Genomic DNA, 17,915 nt, shown 5'->3' with positions numbered 1-17,915 from the left:
GATTAGAGTGATTAATATGAGTAATAAAATAGTCATTAACGAGTCTATTCCAAACGGTAAATTATATCATGATGCTTATACAAATATTGATTTTTCGTTAATTCCATCTGGTCCTTTTCCAACCGCACATGCACCAACGATTACGAAGTTAGACAATGGGGATTTATTGTGTGCATGGTTTGCAGGTTCATTTGAAGGCAGTCCCGATATTTCAATTGTATTATCAAAATTTAATCATGAATCGGGGGAGTGGAATGAACCGAAAATTGTCTCGCAGGATGAGACGCGTAGTGAGCAAAACCCATCATTTTTCCACGCACCTGATCAATCAGTATGGTTACTCTATACTTCTCAGGAAGGTCGACGACCAGATAAAGATAATATGCAGTTTACGTCGATTATTAAATATCAGAAAACTTACGACAATGGTGAAAATTGGACGGAACCAGAAGTATTATTTAGCCAGCCTGGTACATTTGCGCGCCAAAGTATTCAAGTATTAAGCAATGGAAGATGGATTTTTAGTACGTGGGTATGTGAGGATTCGGAATTCGGTCTTACAAACGATCCTACCGTATTTCAAGTATCAGATGATGAAGGACAAACATGGAAAGAAGTACGCATGCCTGAAAGTAATGGACGAGTACATGCCAATGTGATCGAATTAGAAGATGGCCATTTAGTGGCTTTTATGAGAAGTAGATTTGCAGATTCTATTTATAGAAGCGAGTCAACGGATAATGGAGATTCTTGGACAGTGCCTCAGCCAACAACTCTACCAAATAATAATGCAAGTATCAGTGCAATTAAACTGGATAACAATGCGATTGCGATTGCCTATAATGCAAACGCTGCCAACAATCCTGAATTTGGAAAAGTAGCATGGCCTGGATTAAGAAACCCGGTAGTGGTTTCAGTGTCTGAAGATGGCGGAAATACTTGGCCAATCGGTCGAATTATTGAACACGCTGAAGGTTTCATTGGAGCAGAAAATAAAACGAATAATTCACAATTTGAATATCCTACTATTTACCAAGATGCGGAAGGACTTTTACATTTAGTATATGCCTATAAGAATAGAATATGTGTAAAATATACCAGTTTTTCAGTTGAAGATATTTATGGTGAAAAACGCGAAAATGAAGGTGTGTACAACCCTACATCTGGAGAAATAGGTTAGATAGTAAGTTGTCACATTATTATAAAGAAAAGAGAGTAGGTCTCTATAACCAAACAGCTGCTTAGGCTCACTAAGAGACCTTGACAGTCTCTAAAATATGATAGCAAAGTGTCATCCCCTAAGAGAGAGGAGAAACAAAAATGACAATGGAAATGATTCTTGCCCTAGGTATCTTGGTTCTGATGATTGTACTAATCATGACAGACAAAATGGCCTTCGGCGCACCACCAATCCTGGCCTGCCTTTTGCTAGTCGTTGTCGGTCTGTCCACTGTTCAGGAGGCGTTCGCAGGCTTTATTAACCCAAGCGTTGTCATGGTCGCAGGCTTTATGGTTGTGATGGCCGGACTAATGAAGACTAGATTAATTGGTAAGGTTCAGTCCTCTATGCTTGGTTTGGTAAAAAAGGGCGGTTACAAGAGCTATGCTCTTTTGCTCGTGGTCGTTATGCTTGGTGCCAGTTTTCCAGGTGCCGGTGCCACTGGTTACTATGTACTGATTCTATCTTTGATCTCTACGATCCCTTACAATAAAAAAATGCCTACGTCCAAACTGATGATGCCTTTGGGGTTCGCTACGAACCACCCTTTAATTCCTTTCAATGTAGCACTCTTCTATGGGGTTACGGTTAGCGTACTGGAAACGGCAGGTTATACCGGCGGACTGTCTATGTCGAAATTTGCTGTAGTAAATTTCATCCTGGCTCTTGGTTTCTTAGTATGGGCTTTGGTTGCTTATCGTCTTCTACCAGATCATTCAATAACAGAAGGTGGTTCTGCATTTGATGAGGTGGCAGCTACGACTGAAATGGGGGCTATGCCTGCATGGAAAGAATACAGCACCATCGCTGCATTTATGGTCAGTGTTGTTGGAATGATGCTTATGAATGTGTTGGGCAATGCTGCCTTTGTCATCCCTGGCCTTATGGGAGCATTCATACTAATGATCAACGTACTTGACTTCAAGGAAGTTCGAGATAATATGGGTGCACCTGTAATTATTATGATGGCTGGTGTTATTGGCGTTGCTGACGCTCTGGCTAACTCTGGATTTACAGCTATGATTGGAGATGCTGTTGCGAATGCATTGGGTACGGATATCAATCCATTCCTTCTTATCTTCATCTTCGCACTTCTAACTAGTACCTGTGCGACTTTTACTGGTTCAAATATGGGTTCTGTATTCATCTTTGCGCCAATCGCTATTGCTACTAGCATGAGTTTGGGACTTAATCCTGTTGCTGCCGCAACTGCGGTTGTAATATCTGGATGGAACGGCGGGTTCATGCCAATCGATGGGATGCCTGCAATGATTCTAGGTATGGGTAAATATAAGCTTCCACAGTTCTGGTTGTTCTCAGTACCTATGTACCTGATCCGTATTTTTGCACTATGTGTAGGTGCTATCGTGATGTTCCCTGTAAACTAATAAAGTGATAGAAGGAACAGTTGAATTAAGTGGGACGAGCTGTAGAAATTGAACATATAGTAGGGAGGGGTTCCCTTCCTTTGCAATTCCTAGAGGGGCAACATGAATCCTTGTGAAGGGGAGTAGCGTCAGGGGAACCTGAAACAAAGTCGTCAATACATGGATTACTCCATCGGCTTTGTTGGCATATAACCATGCTTAGCGAGACCTTTGCCTAATTAAATGGCAAAGGTCTCTTTATTTTTACTTTTTATTAGGCTCTTTTCTCAAACTTTGTTGCTTTTAGAAATAGAATTGAATGAATTAAGCTTTGTTACATGCCAAAATAGCTATTATTATTTGAGAAAAGAGCTTGCAAACTTACTATAACGTAGTAAATAGCTTATATTACGTTAAAATCGGCTTTAGGTAGTAAAAATCGGTTTTATGATTTTTACAATTTTAACAACAATCTTTACGAAAAGAGCCTTTTATTAAGGGAGGAATATAAATGGAAATGGAATTTTTAACAGCACTATTTATGATCATTGCCATTGATTTGGTATTAGCGGGCGATAATGCCATACTAATTGGGCTTGCAGCAAGGAAGCTGCCCGTACATCAACAAAAGAAAGTAATTTTATGGGGATCAATTGGAGCCATTATTATTCGGACAATTGCAACTCTTGCAGTCGTATGGCTTTTGAATATACCGGGATTGCATTTAGTAGGGGGTCTTCTTCTAGTTATTATTGCATATAAACTACTAGTTGATGATGACAAACATGATGATATTAAAGCTGGAGACAATTTTTGGGCAGCCATCCGAACGGTCATTATAGCCGATGCATTAATGGGATTAGATAATGTATTAGCGGTAGCAGGTGCTGCGCACGGTAATACTTTGCTTGTTATTCTTGGACTACTTATTTCTGTACCTGTTGTGATGTGGGGAAGTACATTAATCTTGAAATGGATTGAACGATTCCCTGTCATTATTACAATTGGATCAGGAATCTTAGCTTGGACAGCATCGAAAATGATCGTAGGTGAACCTTTCTTAAAAGGATATTTCACAAACCCTTTCATTAAATATGGATTCGAACTAGTGGTCGTTGCAGGGGTTATTATTGCGGGGAAACTAAAGGAAAATAAAGTGGTAGTAATGAAAAGTGTAAGTGATGAAAAAGAGAAATCAAAACAGGTGGTTTAAAAGTATTGAGTTAAAAAGAAAAAGATCCCCCTTGCTGACAGTTTCCCTTTTCCTAGAAGCAGGGGTTTTTTTAGAAGAATGAAGTCGGTAGACATGGGGACGGTTCTCAGGTCCGGTAGACATGGGGACGGTTCTCAGGTCCCATTATGGAGTCGTGTGGGACAGAAGAACCGTCCCCATGTTTTAGTCTATTACAAGTAGATTGTGAGTCTAAAAGTAATAGAATATAGGGAGGAAACTTGTATGGAACAACTACTACCTAAAGTAAAACCTTTATGTCCACCTGGGCGCCCGCCGCGCTACGAAGATGTTCCCTTTGCGGAGGTAACCCTGGATAATGGGGAGCCATACACGCTGAAAATGGATATCTATCAAGATCTTAACCAGAAAACGCCAGGACCATGCATCATTTACTATTTCGGAGGTGGATGGATGTATGGAGAATACAAGCAGGTTACTCAAAAAGCAGTCTATTGCCGGGAACTTATAAGATTGGTAGAGCAAGGATTTACTGTTGTATCCCCATCCTACCGGTTGGCTAGTCAGTCTGTTTTCCCAGCGTGTATCCATGACTGCAAGGGAGTAGTGCGGTTCCTAAAAGCAAATTCAGAGAAATATCATATCGATCCCGAACGGATTGGTGTGTTGGGGAATTCTGCTGGCGGACATCTAGCCGCAATGGTCGCAATGAGCGCAAATTGCAGTGAAATGGAAGGGGATGTCGGCGGTAACCAAGAATATACGAGTGCAGTCAAGGCAGCAACCATTTTTTATGCTCCATCCGACCTAGTAGCACTCCTCAGGAGCAACGCGAATGAAGCAATAAAGAATCTGTCTGGAACAGAAGTCGATCATGCAGGCAAATCCATGGATGATGTGATCACCCAAATTCTTGGATATACTGAACCTGGAAAATCGTTAGTAGATTTGAATCAAGTGCTAGAAAGCTGCGATACGGGTGACCCTGATTGGAAGTATATAGAATTAGCAAAAAAATGTAGTCCTATTACATATGTAAGTGCAGATTGTCCACCGATGATGATTTTGCACGGTGGCAAGGACCCTCTAGTGCCTATTGATCAGAGCGAGAGTCTTTATAAAGCCCTAGTGTCTTCTAATGCGGACGCGATGTATTTATCATCTTCCCAGGCTAATCATGGCCCATCGATGGGACATGAAGCTGATCAAATGGCCTATCAGTTTTTAAAAAACAGACTGTAGTAGGGACAAGGGGACAGGCACCGTGTCCCAGTTTTGTCACTAGTCAGTAGTGGCTATAGGGACTGGGACAATGAACCTGTCCCTGTGTCTCTCCTCTACAACGATCTTGTAGCGGAAAATATGTGTTTATGTGGGACGGAACCGTTCCTATGTCTGGAGGAGGGTGTTTGGATGTTATTGGAAGGGAAAGTAGCAATTGTTTCAGGGGCTAGTAGAGGCATTGGAAAGAGCATTGCTTTAACGTTAGCGAAAAACGGTGCATCCCTTGTCATAATTGGGACAAATGCTATGTTATTGAACGAGGTGGCTGACGAAGTTCAATCCATGGGAAGGCAGTGTATTGTTCATTTAGGAGATGTAACGAATCCAGAGACAGCGACAGTGACAGCTAAGAAGACGAAGAGTTTTTTCGGTAAAATCGATATTTTAGTCAATAATGCTGGTATAAATATGCGCAGTTCCACGCTAGATATGAACTTGGAAGATTGGTATAAAGTTCTGGATGTCAATTTGAATGGAAATATATATTTTAGCAAAGCTGTTTTGCCTTATATGATTGAACAAAAGTATGGGAAAATTGTGAATGTCAGTTCCTCTACAGCTAAATCCGGTCACAAAAATGCAGCACCGTCCTACGGAGCCTCTAAGGCAGGGGTTGATTATTTGACGAGGCACCTTGCCTTAGAAATGTCAAAACATAACATCTATGTGAATGGAGTGTCACCGGGTCCTAGACATGGGGACGGTTCTCAGGTCCCATTCGGGAGTCGAAGTAAAGGGATAGAAGGAGTGTGGCTTTACGCATCTTTTTAGTCCTTTTTACTTTTGATATTAATGATCCACTGTGGCTGAAAATTTAAATGTCATTGGTGGCATTTCTTTATTTCATCATTTATTGCTTGGCTGGATTGCGATGAACAAATGTATTTATGTGGGACAGAAGAACCGTCCCCATGTTTCAGGTCAGGTTGAGGTTTCAGGTGTATAGTCCCTGTACATTTTAGAGAAGGTCCCCTTATTAAGGGGGCTTTTTCTTTTTTGGGGATAGGAGGAGCAGTGCTTCCCTTCTTCCCCGTTATTCCCCGATATATTTTACTGAATAAATATGTGTTTTTGATAGATCAATGATTTCGCGGATGAATTCTTCTTGGGTTTCTTTGAAGCCGCCTGTAATCCAATTTTGGATGAGTCCGTAAAAGCCGTAGGCCGTGTATCGTTTGAAATAATCCATATTTACTGGCATGTGATTGATGGTTTCGAACGTGAATTTTTCCTGATAAATCTTTAAAATGGTCCGCGGAAATTTCAGGTGTAAGCCGGGTAAGGTGTCATCACAATTGATCAGCTCGAAAAAGTTCCGCTGCTTATAGATATAGGAAATGATATTAAACGCTGGCGGGTTGAGTTTTGAGGTGTACACTTTTTGACCAGGGGCATACGGTTCAGCGACAGCCTCCTCTAACCCTTGAAGCATGGAAACAAGCAAGTCCTCTGCTAGTTCCATTTTATCAAGAAAATGGATATAGAACGTGCTCCGATTATAGGCAGCCCGATCAACGATGTCTTTTACTGAAACGGAGTGGTATCCCTTTTCTTTAATTAGGTCGATCAAGGCAAGTTTTAAATGTTCCTTTGTTCGATTTTTTCGAGGAGATACGGAGTTTTGGTCCATTTTCACAGAAAACCCTCCCTGGATATAAGTAGAAGTAGAAGTAGAAGTAGAGGCAGAGGGACGGCCCCATTGCTTCCATCAGAGTCATTATATCAAATGAAGCACTGGGTACGTCCGAGAGGAAGGAAAAAGTGCTGTATGAAAGCTTTATAGCGCACCAAAATGGCCGAGGAGAAAGAAAAAGTGCTGTATGAAAGCTTCATAGCGCGCCAAAATGGCTGGGGAGAAAGAAAAAGTGCTGTATGAAAGCTTCATAGCGCGCCAAAATGACTGAGAGGAAGGAAAAAGTGCTGTATGAAAGCTTCATAGCGCGCCAAAATGGCTGAGGAGAAAGAAAAAGTGCTGTATGAAAGCTTCATAGCGCACCAAAATGGCCGAGGAGAAAGAAAAAGTGCTGTATGAAAGCTTCATAGCGCGCCAAAATGGCTGAGGAGAAGGAAAAAGTGCTGTATGAAAGTTTCATGACGCACCAAAATGGCCAGGAAGAAAGAAAAAGTGCTGTATGACGTTAATTAGCTGAAATTTACTTTTTCAGTGGTCTCGGTACGTCCCTGTGCTCCCTTGAAAGTAGACAAAGTCTCAGTAAGTGTCTATTAACTAGACACTTACTGATATCTTACTGATTGTGAAAAGAAAATAAAAGAGCGACAATTAAAGTGTGAACAAAATAGCACAATTTACTGAATAAAGTGTGACTTTCCTGATAGATTGTGTGTTTTTGTCGCTGACATCAGAACAGGGGGTATGTATGATGAAAAAATTACAAGATAAAGTCGCTGTGATTACCGGTGGTGCATCTGGAATTGGCGCAGAGACTGCACGTTTATTCGTTTCAGAAGGTGCCAAAGTGGTGCTTGTGGATTTAAATGAAGAAAAGGGGAAGGCTTTTGAAGCGGAATTGAAAGCGCTTAAAGCAGAAGCTCTGTTTATCAAAGCCAATATTACGAGTGAGGAAGAGGTTGCGGACTTATTTAAGCAAACCGTGGAAGCGTTCGGCAAGGTGGATATTGTTTTTAACAACGCTGGAATTGGCCGTGTTCAACCTTCACATGAATTAGAGTACTCAGAATGGCGAAACACCGTAAATGTAGACTTGGATGGCGTTTTCTTGGTCGCACGTGAAGCGATCCGGGAAATGTTAAAAGCGGGCGGCGGTACAATTGTGAATACAGCATCGATGTACGGTTGGGTTGGTTCGCCGGGGTCAGCAGCCTACAATGCCGCAAAAGGTGGCGTCATCAACCTAACACGTTCGCTAGCCCTTGAATATGCAGAACAAAATATTCGCGTGAACGCATTATGCCCAGGATTCATCGATACACCGATTATCCCAGAGGAAAGCAAGCAAGTGTTGGCGGCTGCGACTCCTATGAAGCGTCTAGGAAAAGCGGGGGAAATGGCCAAAGCGGTCCTGTTCATGGCATCAGATGATTCGTCGTTCATGACAGGAAATACTTTGACTGTTGATGGTGGATATACGGCTCAGTAATCGGGCAATCTAGTAAAGGCTGGTTACAATTGGTGTCTGATAAAAATTTTAGTAGAAATCTCTAAATGTGTATCTTTAAATAGAGATGTTTGACTTAAAAATATTTTACAAGGGGAAGAACTTTCCCTTTGAAATCATAGGAGGAAACTAGCATGAACAATCGTTTTGATGGCAAAGTCGTTTTAATTACTGGGGGAGGCTCTGGCCTAGGCCAAGCTGCGGCCCTGCAAGTGGCAAAAGAGGGAGCAAAGCTTGTGCTTGTTGATTTAAATCAGGCAGCATTAGAAGAAACAAAACAGAAAGTTTTAGAATTGGCACCTAACGCAGAAGTGTTACTGATTACGGCAAATGTGGCAGATGAAAAAGCGGTTGAAAACTACGTGAATCAGACGGTTGAAACGTTCGGTAAGATTGATAGTTTCTTCAATAATGCGGGAATCGAAGGAAAGCAAAACCTCACAGAGGATTTTGGTATTGAGGAATTCCAAAAAGTTGTCAATGTTAACTTAAACGGTGTGTTCTATGGTATGAAATATGTGCTGAAGGTGATGAAGGAACAAGGATATGGTTCTGTCGTCAATACCGCTTCTGTTGGTGGAATCCGTGGGGTTGGGAACCAATCGGGTTATGCTGCAAGTAAACATGGTGTTGTCGGATTAACGAGGAACTCTGGAATCGAATATGGCCAATACGGAGTCAGTGTCAAAGCGATTGCACCAGGGGCAATCATGACGCCAATGGTCGAAGGTTCACTAAAACAAATGGATCCAGACAACTGGGAAGAAGTAGGAAAACAATTTGTGCAACCAAACCCAATGAAGCGCTTTGGAAAGCCAGAAGAAGTAGGATACCTCGCCGCATTCCTATTATCTGACCAAGCCAACTTCATCAACGCAACCGTTATTCCAATTGATGGCGGACAGTCTTATAAGTACTAATGCGGGACAAGGGGACAGGTTCCTTGTCCCAGAATAATAAGATGGTGTCAGTGAATATGGGGTAGTTTCTTATAATAAGATAGCAAAACCGGTGAGATCCGCTCACCGGTTTTTTGTTCTACATGGAGGGGAAGTCCGAAGAAGCTTGTCACACCAAGTCGAACTTATACAAACGTTTGATTAGTGGAATTAGAGAAATCTATTTTAGAAAAATGTGCGGGATCAAGAACCTATTTCCCCCTAAAGGGCAGCCGGTTTTATCGCATAGATGAATAAGTCTAAAAAGCCCAACTGGCAGTATCTGCTAGCTGGGCTTTTTTTATGCGAGACGTTTGAGGGGTGGATTAGGCAAAGGATGTCAAAATTTAATCTCGACTTATTGGAATAATCAGAAAAGTACAAGGAATATACTTTATAGAATTTACTGGTTAGACCAGTGGACCAATAAACCAATTTGAAGACTAGGGAATAGGGGGATGATGTTGGTTGGAAAAGGTGATTAAAAACGGGACGATTGTGACGGCGACGGATGTGTATCAGGCGGATATTCGAGTGAAGGGGGAAAAGATTGTTGAGATCGCGGAGGAGATTCTTCCTTCTGCTGGGGCTGAGGTGATTGATGCCCGTGGGCAATACATCATGCCAGGCGGTATTGATGTTCATACTCATCTTGCTTGGCCATTCCAAAGTACGGGGACGGCAGATGATTTCGAAAGCGGGTCAAAGGCTGCAGCGGTTGGAGGCATTACCTCGATCATCAATTTCACCAACCCCGGTAAAAACCAGACGCTAATTGAAAATCTGCGAGAATGGAAGGAGAAAGCGAAAATCTCTGCGATCGATTATGGCTTTCACTCCATTATCAATGAATATAGCGATGAAATTTTAGAAGAGTTGCCAGTGTTAGCGAAGGAAGAAGGGGTTACATCGATTAAGCTGTTTATGGCTTATAAAGGCGAACTCATGGTGAATGATTTAGAGATGTATAAAATCATGAAAAAAGCCGGCGAACATGGAATTGTGACCAATGTCCATGCTGAAAATGGCGATATTATCGACGATATGGTTGCTGAGGCGATCTCAAAAGGCAATACCGATCCCATCTATCACGCCTATACTCGTCCGGCTGAACTGGAAGCGGAAGCAACAGCACGAGCACTTTCGATTGCTGAAGTAGCGAATGCCCCGGTCTATATTGTTCATGTTAGTTGTAAGGAAGCTCTTGAAAAGGTCGAAATGGCTAAAAAAAGAGGAGTCACAGCTTTTGCGGAGACTTGTCCTCAATATTTAGTTTTAGATGAAAGCTATCTTGCTTTACCGGACTTTGAAGGAGGGAAGTACGTCTGCTCGCCACCATTAAGGGATAAATCGAACCAAGAGGTGCTTTGGGCGGGATTGGCTTCAGGCTCACTTTCAACGCTAGGTTCTGATCATTGTCCATTCCGTTTTGAAGGGCAAAAGACAATGGGAAGAAACAACTTTTCAAAGATTCCAAACGGTGTGCCTGGAATCGAGGATCTGTACTCCATCGCCTTCCAATATGGTGTTCAAGAAGGACGCATCTCGCTGCAGAAATTTGTAGAAATCACCAGTACGGCACCAGCTAAGCTCTTTGGTCTTTATCCAAATAAAGGAAGTGTTGCGGTGGGATTTGATGCCGATCTCGTCCTTGTAGACCCGAATCGCACTCGAACGATTACGGCTGAGACACAATATCAAAACCTAGATTATAACGCATATGAAGGTAGAGAGATTCAAGGTGTTTTAACCCATGTTCTCTCACGAGGCGACGTGATTGCGAAGGAAGGAAAATTTACTGGAGAGTTAGGTAGAGGAAAATACCAGTACCGTCGAGCGTTTCATTCTTCCTTACTAGGGGGTTCTGCAGATGCTAGATCTAAACAGAAAAGTACTATTTGACCAGTCGCTTGAACGCTTAAAAGCGCAGCTTTACGAACTGGCTGAATTCAATGAAACTCCGGAGCATGGGATTACGAGAATTGTCTACACAAACCGTGATTTGGCGGCAAAGCATTATGTAAAGGAATATATGAAAGAAATTGGATTGGAAGTGTCCGAGGATGTGATGGGGAATATCTTTGGGAAGCTTCCCGGAAGTAATTCGGATCTTCCGCCAGTTTGGAGCGGCTCCCATTTGGATGCCCCTTTGAACAGTGGAATGTTTGATGGAATTGTCGGGGTACTTGGGGCGATTGAGGCCTTGCGTTTGATAAAAGAAAGTGGGCTAAAACATGAACGTGACTTGGTTGCTGTTATCTTTGTTTCCGAGGAACCGACACGCTTTGGGATGGGCTGTTTAGGTAGTCGCGCGATGACAAACCAGCTTTCTAGTGAAGACCTAGTGAAACTCAAGGATAAGGACGGAATTTCTCTCTATGAAGCAATGAAACGGGCAAACTACCGACCAGACAAATTGGAGCAAGTTCGCATTAAACAAGGTGAAATTGGGATGTTTGTCGAGCTGCATATTGAACAGGGCCCTGTACTTGAAACTAATCAAAAGGAAATTGGAATTGTCAACGTTATTGCCGCTCCAACAGAAGTCAAACTGACGATAAAAGGGGAACAGCGCCATGCAGGGTCCACTCCAATGAACTTACGAAAGGACCCGATGCCGGCGGCTGCGGAGATTCTTTTAACATTGGAAACATGGGCTAAAGATTCCACAAAAGCTCATACTGTTTTTACCGTTGGCGATTTGAAGGTATTTCCAGGGGCTAGCAATGTTATACCTAATGAGGTTGTGATGACGATTGATAGCCGAGATGCGGATGGAGAAAACAAAGAGAAATTTATGGCCCTTTTAAACGAGGTCATTCAAGCTGTATGTGCTAAACGGGGCGTTTCCTATGAACTAGAGGTAAAAACCCATGATCAGCCTGCTCAAGCTGACAGTCTCATCACGAACACGATTAAAAAGGTTTGTGAAGAATTAAAAATGGATCACCAAGTGTTGGCAAGTGGAGCCTATCACGACTCGATGATCATGTCCAAAATTGTTCCATTTGGGATGATTTTTATTCCAAGCCGTGATGGAATTAGTCACGATGCAAGGGAATGGACCGAATTTAAGCAGGTGGCAAGTGGAGTTCAGGTTTTGACAAACACGCTCTATCAATTAGCCAATGAAGGGGTTGGGTCAAATGAGTAAAGCTCCAGTTGAAAATAAAACAGTCGATTTGGATGGGTTAAATCCCATCCCGCTCGATCAGCGGACCATGAGTCCTCTCTCGTATATGATGGTCATGTGGTCCTCCGCGATTATCGTCCAGGTCATGGTGATTGGTTCCTTCCTGTTACAGGGTGGATTAAATCTCTATCAGACGATTGGTGTCGGGATTGTTTCAGCTTTACTGGTAGGTGTTTTTATGACGCTGAATGGAGCAGCTGGCTTGAAATACGGAATTCCTTTTACGATTCAGGCTCGTTCCAGCTTTGGCTATAGAGGGGCAAAGCTTCCACATATCCTTCGTTCCATCCCTGCCATTGCTTGGTATGGAATTGGAACATGGATAGGGGCCCTCTCAATCAATACAGTTATGACGATGTTATTTGATTTACCTGATCTGAAATATCTCTATTTTACTCTCCTAATCATCCTTCAAACCATTATCGCGATCAAGGGAATCGAGTCTATTGCTTGGTTTGACTCCGCTATGTCCATCATTATCTTTGTCATGTTGACGTATTTCATGTGGCATGTATTTACCAATGGGAAAATAAATTTTGGTCAGTATACTGAAGTCCCAGGTTCATGGGGGTTCCTTTTCTGGGCCGGTGTTGCCGGTGCCGTGGCAAACTTCTCTACGGTAATGCTCAATAGTTCCGATTTAATTCGTCATATTAAACCAGCGACACAAAAGGCTAGTTTTACTGCTAACTTGGGGGGAATTATTCCGCCATGGCTCTATATGGTCTTCTCAGGGATGATCATTTTTATGGGTACGGGTAGTGATGATCCGATCACCGCTTTGGTTACCTTATCGCCGACACCGTTTTTTGGAATTGTTCTCTTAATCTTTATCGTGTTGGCACAGGTGACCTCCAATCTTACTTTGAACATTCTGCCACCAGCGTTAGTTTTTCAGGATTTATTTAAAACGAAATGGAAGAATGGCGTTATCATCACAGGAATTCTTTCTTTTGTTACCATGCCATGGTTGTTATTCACCAGTGAAATGTTTTTTACCTTCCAAAATGTTTATTCTTCCTTCCTTGGTCCGATTTTAGGAATCATGCTTGCAGACTATTGGTTTGTTAGAAGGCAGAAGGTGAATATGAAAGCGATCTATGAACAAAGCACAGGGGTGTACAGCTATTGGAAGGGATATAGTCCTGTTGCCTATATTGCGATGTTTGTCGGTGCCGTCGTTTCTTTCTGGCTGCTCGAGATTGCTTGGTTAGTTGGTCTTCCGACAGGATTTGTTGTCTATTTGGCTCTTAAAAAGTTAGGGGTTGAAAAGAAATATGAACAGGTGGAAGCGGACTGGATATCGGTAAATCCGCCTGCTGTTGAAGCGAAGAACTGAGGGATTCATCTCATTTGTGGCGCCTCTTCTAGAGGTGCTTCAATTTTTGTGAGACATGGGGACGGTGTAAAACAACTGGAAAAGTAGCAAAATTTGAGGTTGATAACGGTTATAGGTAGGGGGATTAAATGTTTAAACCAGTTGAAAAAAGTAAACGAAACTATGAACTTGTCATAGAACAATTGCATTTATTAATTGCTGATGGAAGGTTAAAGCCAGGTGACTTGATTTTGCCTGAACGTAAGCTTGCAGAGGAGCTAAATGTAAGTAGGACCTCAGTTCGAGAAGCATTACGTATTTTGGAAGCGCTTGATGTGGTGTATGTAAAGCCGGGAGAAGGTACGTTTCTTAAAAAACCGACCATGAATGGGATTATTGCGCCTTTACTGATGTTTTTACAGGAAGATACGGAAAGTCACAGTAATCTTTTTGAAACAAGAACATTGTTGGAATCCGGAATTGCTCGGTTAGCTGCCCTTAGGAGAACAGAAGAGGATCTGCAAGCCATTGGAAAATATGCTTACGAAATTAAGGAAACCAATGAATTAGAAAAGGTAATCCAGGCGGATATTAACTTCCATGCAAGCGTGTTAAAGGCTGCTAAAAACCCAACTCTTAATAGTTTTATCGCGATTGTGCAGGAACTGATGAAACATGGAATTCGAAAAACGAGGAACATACTCTTTACAGAGCCAGGTGAAAATGAAATATCAGCAAACTACCATATTAAAATCTTTCATGCGATTCGTGACCAGGATGCGGATGCAGCTTATGATGCCATGTATGAGCACCTTGAATATACCTCCAACAAATCAATCGTTATCCAGAATCGGCAAAAGAACATTGTCCAGAACGATTAATAGATAAAGCCTCGGCTGATTTGAACGCACTGCTTTACTTAGTTGAGTCATCAAAGGTTGGGGAGAGGGAACATCATTAGATGGCTTTGAGTTACTAGTCTAATTTTAACTAGAGTAATAGAAGGGAAAGGGTGGTTTTCATGACTGTTTTACTAACGGGGGGTTCAGGGTTTGTGGGAATTAATATTACTGAACGGCTTTTAGATGAAAATATAAATGTAGTAAATTATGCAACCCTCCCTGTACCGGATGAAGCTATTCCATCCTTAGAGGGGCGTCTTGGAAAATATGAATATATTGAAGGCAATGTTTTAGATAGAAGCCTACTAGATTCCGTTATTGAAAAATATCATATTAAGACCATCATTCATGGGGCAGCGATGACGCCCGATTTTAAAAGAGAACAACAATCGAGTAAGGATGTCATTCAAGTCAATTATATGGGTACCGTCGAAGTATTGGAGGCGGCGCGGAGACACGGAATTGAAAAGTTTGTCTATTTAAGTTCAGAGGCCGTGTACGGAGACACCGCTTTTACAGAAAACAGGATGTCTGAAAGTACCTCCAACCCCTTGCCAAGGTCTTTGTATTCAATTACGAAGTATGCTGCAGAGAGAACGGTGCTTCGGTATAAAGAATTATTTGAATTACCAACATTAGTCGTTCGCATCGGTTATGTTTTTGGACCGTGGGAGCGTTATACGGGTGTTCGACACACCCTTTCAGGACCTTTTCAAGCAACTAGACTTGCGTTATTAAATCAGGAAGTGTTGTTGCCTCGGCCTGGCATTCGAGATTGGGTTTACAGTCGCGATGTTGCCAATGCAATCGTACATCTGATGCAAAAGAACGAATTAACTTTCGACTTATTTAATATTAGTCGAGGTCAGTCGTGGACTGTGGAGGATTGGTGTAAACTACTTGAAAAAGAGTATCCGAATTTCAGCTATCGTTTAGTTGACAATCCTGACGAAGCCAACATCGATTTCTTCGGTCCGAAGGATGCCAGCGGATTAACCATTGATCGTCTTCAACAAGACGGAGGTTACTACCCTCAATATGGAATTGAAGAGGCTTTCAACGATTATATGAATTGGATTAACAATACCTCTCTGTTTTGGACAGAGGAAAAGACCATTTCTAAAAAAGTGTAAGCGAAAGTTCAGGTGCTGGTCACCACCCGTGGACTTGGGGACGGTTCTCAAGTCCCGTTTGCCCTTTCCTCTTGGGGAACAGTTCCTGTCACCAACCGAGTTTTGTCGTGGTTTGTAGAATGCTAGGGTCGCTGAAAACATGTTCGTTAATTTTACACAAAAAGAAAAATACCCCTTCAGCAACTTAAAAAAACGAAAGTTATAATATGAAAAAGGTTGTTGAAGGGGTAGAAAGATACCCCTTTTCTTTAAGTTAGGTGCCCGCTGCAGTTAAGCAATTTCTTCTCTTTTAATAAGTTCGTTATACTGTTCTAATTGTTCTTGTAGAATGGATATATAATTCATCATGGCGACTCTAACTATAGTTGGATAATAACGACTATTAAGCTCCAGCTGGCACTCCTCTAAATCCATCTTTTTTATGGCTATAATCTTATTCAGTTCTTCTTTGCCCACAGTTAACCCTCCTATATATCAATAAACATTTCTCCTATATACCAAAACTATTAACTATAGTTCTAGCATGGACAATATTTTTATAGATTATACAAGAGTTTTATCTTTGGGGGCAGGCGTCAGTCACCACCCGGGAGGATTTTTCTATAGGGACGGTGCTTAGTTTTGTCGATATATGTAGAATGAGAGTTTGGTATAAAAGGATATTGAAGGTCCTCTTGCAGAGTAGCAAAGGGGCCATTTTGTTTTTTTAATACATGAACAATGATAGTAGCCTTATCCCTTGTTCTTAACGGACCTTGTCACAGGATTTAGAACGAATGTAAGGTCCGTAGAAATTCCGAAAGTCATTTTTTCTAATTGCTCGGCGTTTTGGAGCTTGGTATTGAAGGAGGATAAATGGATTGGTACGATTAGGGTTTTGCCATTGTTGAATAGGATCATGGTCTTTCGGTTGAAGCTTGTGGTTCTTTTGATGTGTTGGGGGTTAAACCAGATGGTCTCTTCGTGCTTATAGGAACGAGTAGGGAATAGGACGATTCGATGAATCGGATTGATCATAATTGGACACATGTGGACTTCTCCAAGCAACCATCTAGATGTCTCTAGGGCTCCTCGTAAGTCAAAACCGATGCATTTTATGCTTTCATTCAGGATTTCAATAGGGGATTTGTCAACGATGAAGGTTCCTTTTGTATCAGTAATTTGGGTGCAAAGCTTCCCACAACGGTCATAATGACCCATCATGTACATAAATTGCGGGGCGATGAGGTAGTGGTTTTGAATGGTCAAGTGGTTAGGTCTCCTTTGGAAAGGGACGGAGGGACAGGTTCCTTGTCCCGGTTGAAGATAGATTGCTTGTGAGAGGAATAACCAACGGGTGCCTGTCACGACCCGAGTTTTATCGAGATTTATGAAACATAAATTGGTATAACCCTGAGTCGTACGAGGACTCAGGGTTTCGATTTTTTTACGATAACCAAAGCAGTCTAGGGCACTTTCTTATTGGTTTCAGACAGGTACTGTGTCCCAAAGACGGTGTAAACAAGAAAACCACCTCTCACCGTAGGAGGAAAAGCGTAGAGTGCTCTCTTTTTATCTAGAGCAGCAGTATACCTGAAAAAGTATTAAGCTTTGAAACTATCAATTAACATTTTTAAGGATTTAATGCCAAGCTCTGATAGTGTTTCGTTTTCCTCCAACAAGCACCAACGCATATAAATGCCGCTGTAGTGTTGTAAAATCGCCATTACTAGTTCGTCGGGGTCCCTGTCAGGAACAAACTCCCCACTTTTTTGCCCATCCACAATTAGCTTCAACACTATCCGATAAATTCTTCTCGTTTTGTCCATAACATAAGGAATTTCTTCATTACCGCTTATTTGATTGATTAAAACTACTTTTAATAATTCTTTCCCTATATTTTCAGTATATAAAAATCCTTCTCTTAAAATTGTGATGATTTTTTCGTAGTTGGACCCTTCATCTGTGAGCTTTTCTAGCACTTCTTCATAGTAACGGTCAATTCCTTTAAAATGCTCAACAATGACTTGGTCCTTTGATTTGAAGTGTGTGTAGAAGGTTCCTTTTGCTGTACCAGCCTTTTGGGTAATATCTGTAATGGATACGTTTTCAAAGCCGTTTTGAATAAATAGTTCTAAGGCCACTTTAAAGATGCTTTCTCTAGTCTGTAAGGCATTTAATTGTCTCTGATTCATTTCGTCCTCCACTTATATTTTATTGAATTCTGAAAATTCGATTGACTTAACTTGATTA

17 protein-coding genes are annotated in these 17,915 nt (G+C 41.7%); 13 read left to right on the top strand and 4 right to left on the bottom strand.

Annotated features, from left to right (window positions below; genetic code table 11):
- Positions 1-16: 16 nt before the first annotated feature.
- From LG336_RS25635 to LG336_RS25610, 6 genes are all read left to right on the top strand, one after another.
- Positions 17-1,180, top strand: a complete 1,164-nt coding sequence (locus LG336_RS25635; protein ID WP_404330300.1) for an exo-alpha-sialidase — start codon at positions 17-19, stop codon at positions 1,178-1,180.
- 140 nt (positions 1,181-1,320) lie between these two features.
- On the top strand, positions 1,321-2,607 hold the full coding sequence (locus LG336_RS25630; protein ID WP_404330299.1) for an SLC13 family permease: 1,287 nt from the start codon (positions 1,321-1,323) through the stop codon (positions 2,605-2,607).
- A gap of 490 nt (positions 2,608-3,097) precedes the next feature.
- The gene (locus LG336_RS25625) at positions 3,098-3,799 is read left to right on the top strand and encodes a TerC family protein (protein WP_404330298.1); all 702 of its coding nucleotides are present in this window, start codon (positions 3,098-3,100) and stop codon (positions 3,797-3,799) included.
- A gap of 243 nt (positions 3,800-4,042) precedes the next feature.
- Entirely contained in the window at positions 4,043-5,020 is a 978-nt protein-coding gene (locus LG336_RS25620) for an alpha/beta hydrolase fold domain-containing protein (protein WP_404330297.1), read from the top strand.
- A gap of 171 nt (positions 5,021-5,191) precedes the next feature.
- On the top strand, positions 5,192-5,833 hold the full coding sequence (locus LG336_RS25615; RefSeq protein WP_404330296.1) for an SDR family NAD(P)-dependent oxidoreductase: 642 nt from the start codon (positions 5,192-5,194) through the stop codon (positions 5,831-5,833).
- A gap of 31 nt (positions 5,834-5,864) precedes the next feature.
- Positions 5,865-6,008: a hypothetical protein gene (locus LG336_RS25610; RefSeq protein WP_404330295.1), complete on the top strand. Its 144-nt coding sequence runs from the start codon at positions 5,865-5,867 to the stop codon at positions 6,006-6,008.
- Positions 6,009-6,095: 87 nt separating this feature from the next.
- Here the strand turns inward: LG336_RS25610 and LG336_RS25605 are convergent, their stop codons facing one another.
- The gene (locus LG336_RS25605) at positions 6,096-6,692 is read right to left on the bottom strand and encodes a TetR/AcrR family transcriptional regulator (protein ID WP_404333286.1); all 597 of its coding nucleotides are present in this window, start codon (positions 6,690-6,692) and stop codon (positions 6,096-6,098) included.
- A 751-nt stretch (positions 6,693-7,443) separates the two neighbouring features.
- Here LG336_RS25605 and LG336_RS25600 point away from each other — a divergent pair.
- The 7 genes from LG336_RS25600 to LG336_RS25570 all read left to right on the top strand — a co-directional run bounded on the left by LG336_RS25600 (position 7,444) and on the right by LG336_RS25570 (position 15,683).
- A complete protein-coding gene (locus LG336_RS25600; protein ID WP_404333285.1) occupies positions 7,444-8,181 on the top strand; it encodes an SDR family NAD(P)-dependent oxidoreductase in 738 nt (245 codons plus the stop codon).
- A gap of 152 nt (positions 8,182-8,333) precedes the next feature.
- A complete protein-coding gene (locus LG336_RS25595; protein WP_404330294.1) occupies positions 8,334-9,119 on the top strand; it encodes a glucose 1-dehydrogenase in 786 nt (261 codons plus the stop codon).
- A gap of 495 nt (positions 9,120-9,614) precedes the next feature.
- The gene (gene hydA, locus LG336_RS25590; protein WP_404333284.1) at positions 9,615-11,039 is read left to right on the top strand and encodes a dihydropyrimidinase; all 1,425 of its coding nucleotides are present in this window, start codon (positions 9,615-9,617) and stop codon (positions 11,037-11,039) included.
- The gene (locus LG336_RS25585) at positions 11,008-12,291 is read left to right on the top strand and encodes a M20 family metallo-hydrolase (protein WP_404330293.1); all 1,284 of its coding nucleotides are present in this window, start codon (positions 11,008-11,010) and stop codon (positions 12,289-12,291) included. Before hydA ends, LG336_RS25585 begins: the two co-directional genes overlap by 32 nt.
- A complete protein-coding gene (locus tag LG336_RS25580; RefSeq protein WP_404330292.1) occupies positions 12,284-13,669 on the top strand; it encodes an NCS1 family transporter in 1,386 nt (461 codons plus the stop codon). Before LG336_RS25585 ends, LG336_RS25580 begins: the two co-directional genes overlap by 8 nt.
- Before the next feature lie 128 nt (positions 13,670-13,797).
- Positions 13,798-14,529 (top strand): FadR/GntR family transcriptional regulator, encoded by a 732-nt coding sequence (locus tag LG336_RS25575; protein WP_404330291.1) that lies wholly within the window; start codon positions 13,798-13,800, stop codon positions 14,527-14,529.
- 140 nt (positions 14,530-14,669) lie between these two features.
- Entirely contained in the window at positions 14,670-15,683 is a 1,014-nt protein-coding gene (locus LG336_RS25570; RefSeq protein ID WP_404330290.1) for an NAD-dependent epimerase/dehydratase family protein, read from the top strand.
- Between the two features lie 270 nt (positions 15,684-15,953).
- On the opposite strand, the gene LG336_RS25565 is transcribed toward LG336_RS25570, so the two are convergent.
- The 3 genes from LG336_RS25565 to LG336_RS25555 form a co-directional block, all read right to left on the bottom strand.
- Complete coding sequence (locus LG336_RS25565) at positions 15,954-16,139, bottom strand: hypothetical protein (protein WP_404330289.1); 186 nt, start codon at positions 16,137-16,139, stop codon at positions 15,954-15,956.
- Between the two features lie 276 nt (positions 16,140-16,415).
- Positions 16,416-16,931: a competence protein ComK gene (locus tag LG336_RS25560; RefSeq protein ID WP_404330288.1), complete on the bottom strand. Its 516-nt coding sequence runs from the start codon at positions 16,929-16,931 to the stop codon at positions 16,416-16,418.
- A gap of 335 nt (positions 16,932-17,266) precedes the next feature.
- Positions 17,267-17,857 carry a TetR/AcrR family transcriptional regulator gene (locus LG336_RS25555; protein WP_404330287.1) on the bottom strand — a complete coding sequence of 197 codons (591 nt, stop codon included), beginning with the start codon at positions 17,855-17,857 and terminating at the stop codon, positions 17,267-17,269.
- Between the last annotated feature and the right edge of the window lie 58 nt (positions 17,858-17,915).

Source organism: Mesobacillus maritimus (genome assembly GCF_044803185.1).
GTDB classification, from domain to species: Bacteria; Bacillota; Bacilli; order Bacillales; family Cytobacillaceae; genus Mesobacillus_B; species Mesobacillus_B maritimus_B.
This window is presented reverse-complemented; position numbering and strand designations above follow the sequence as displayed.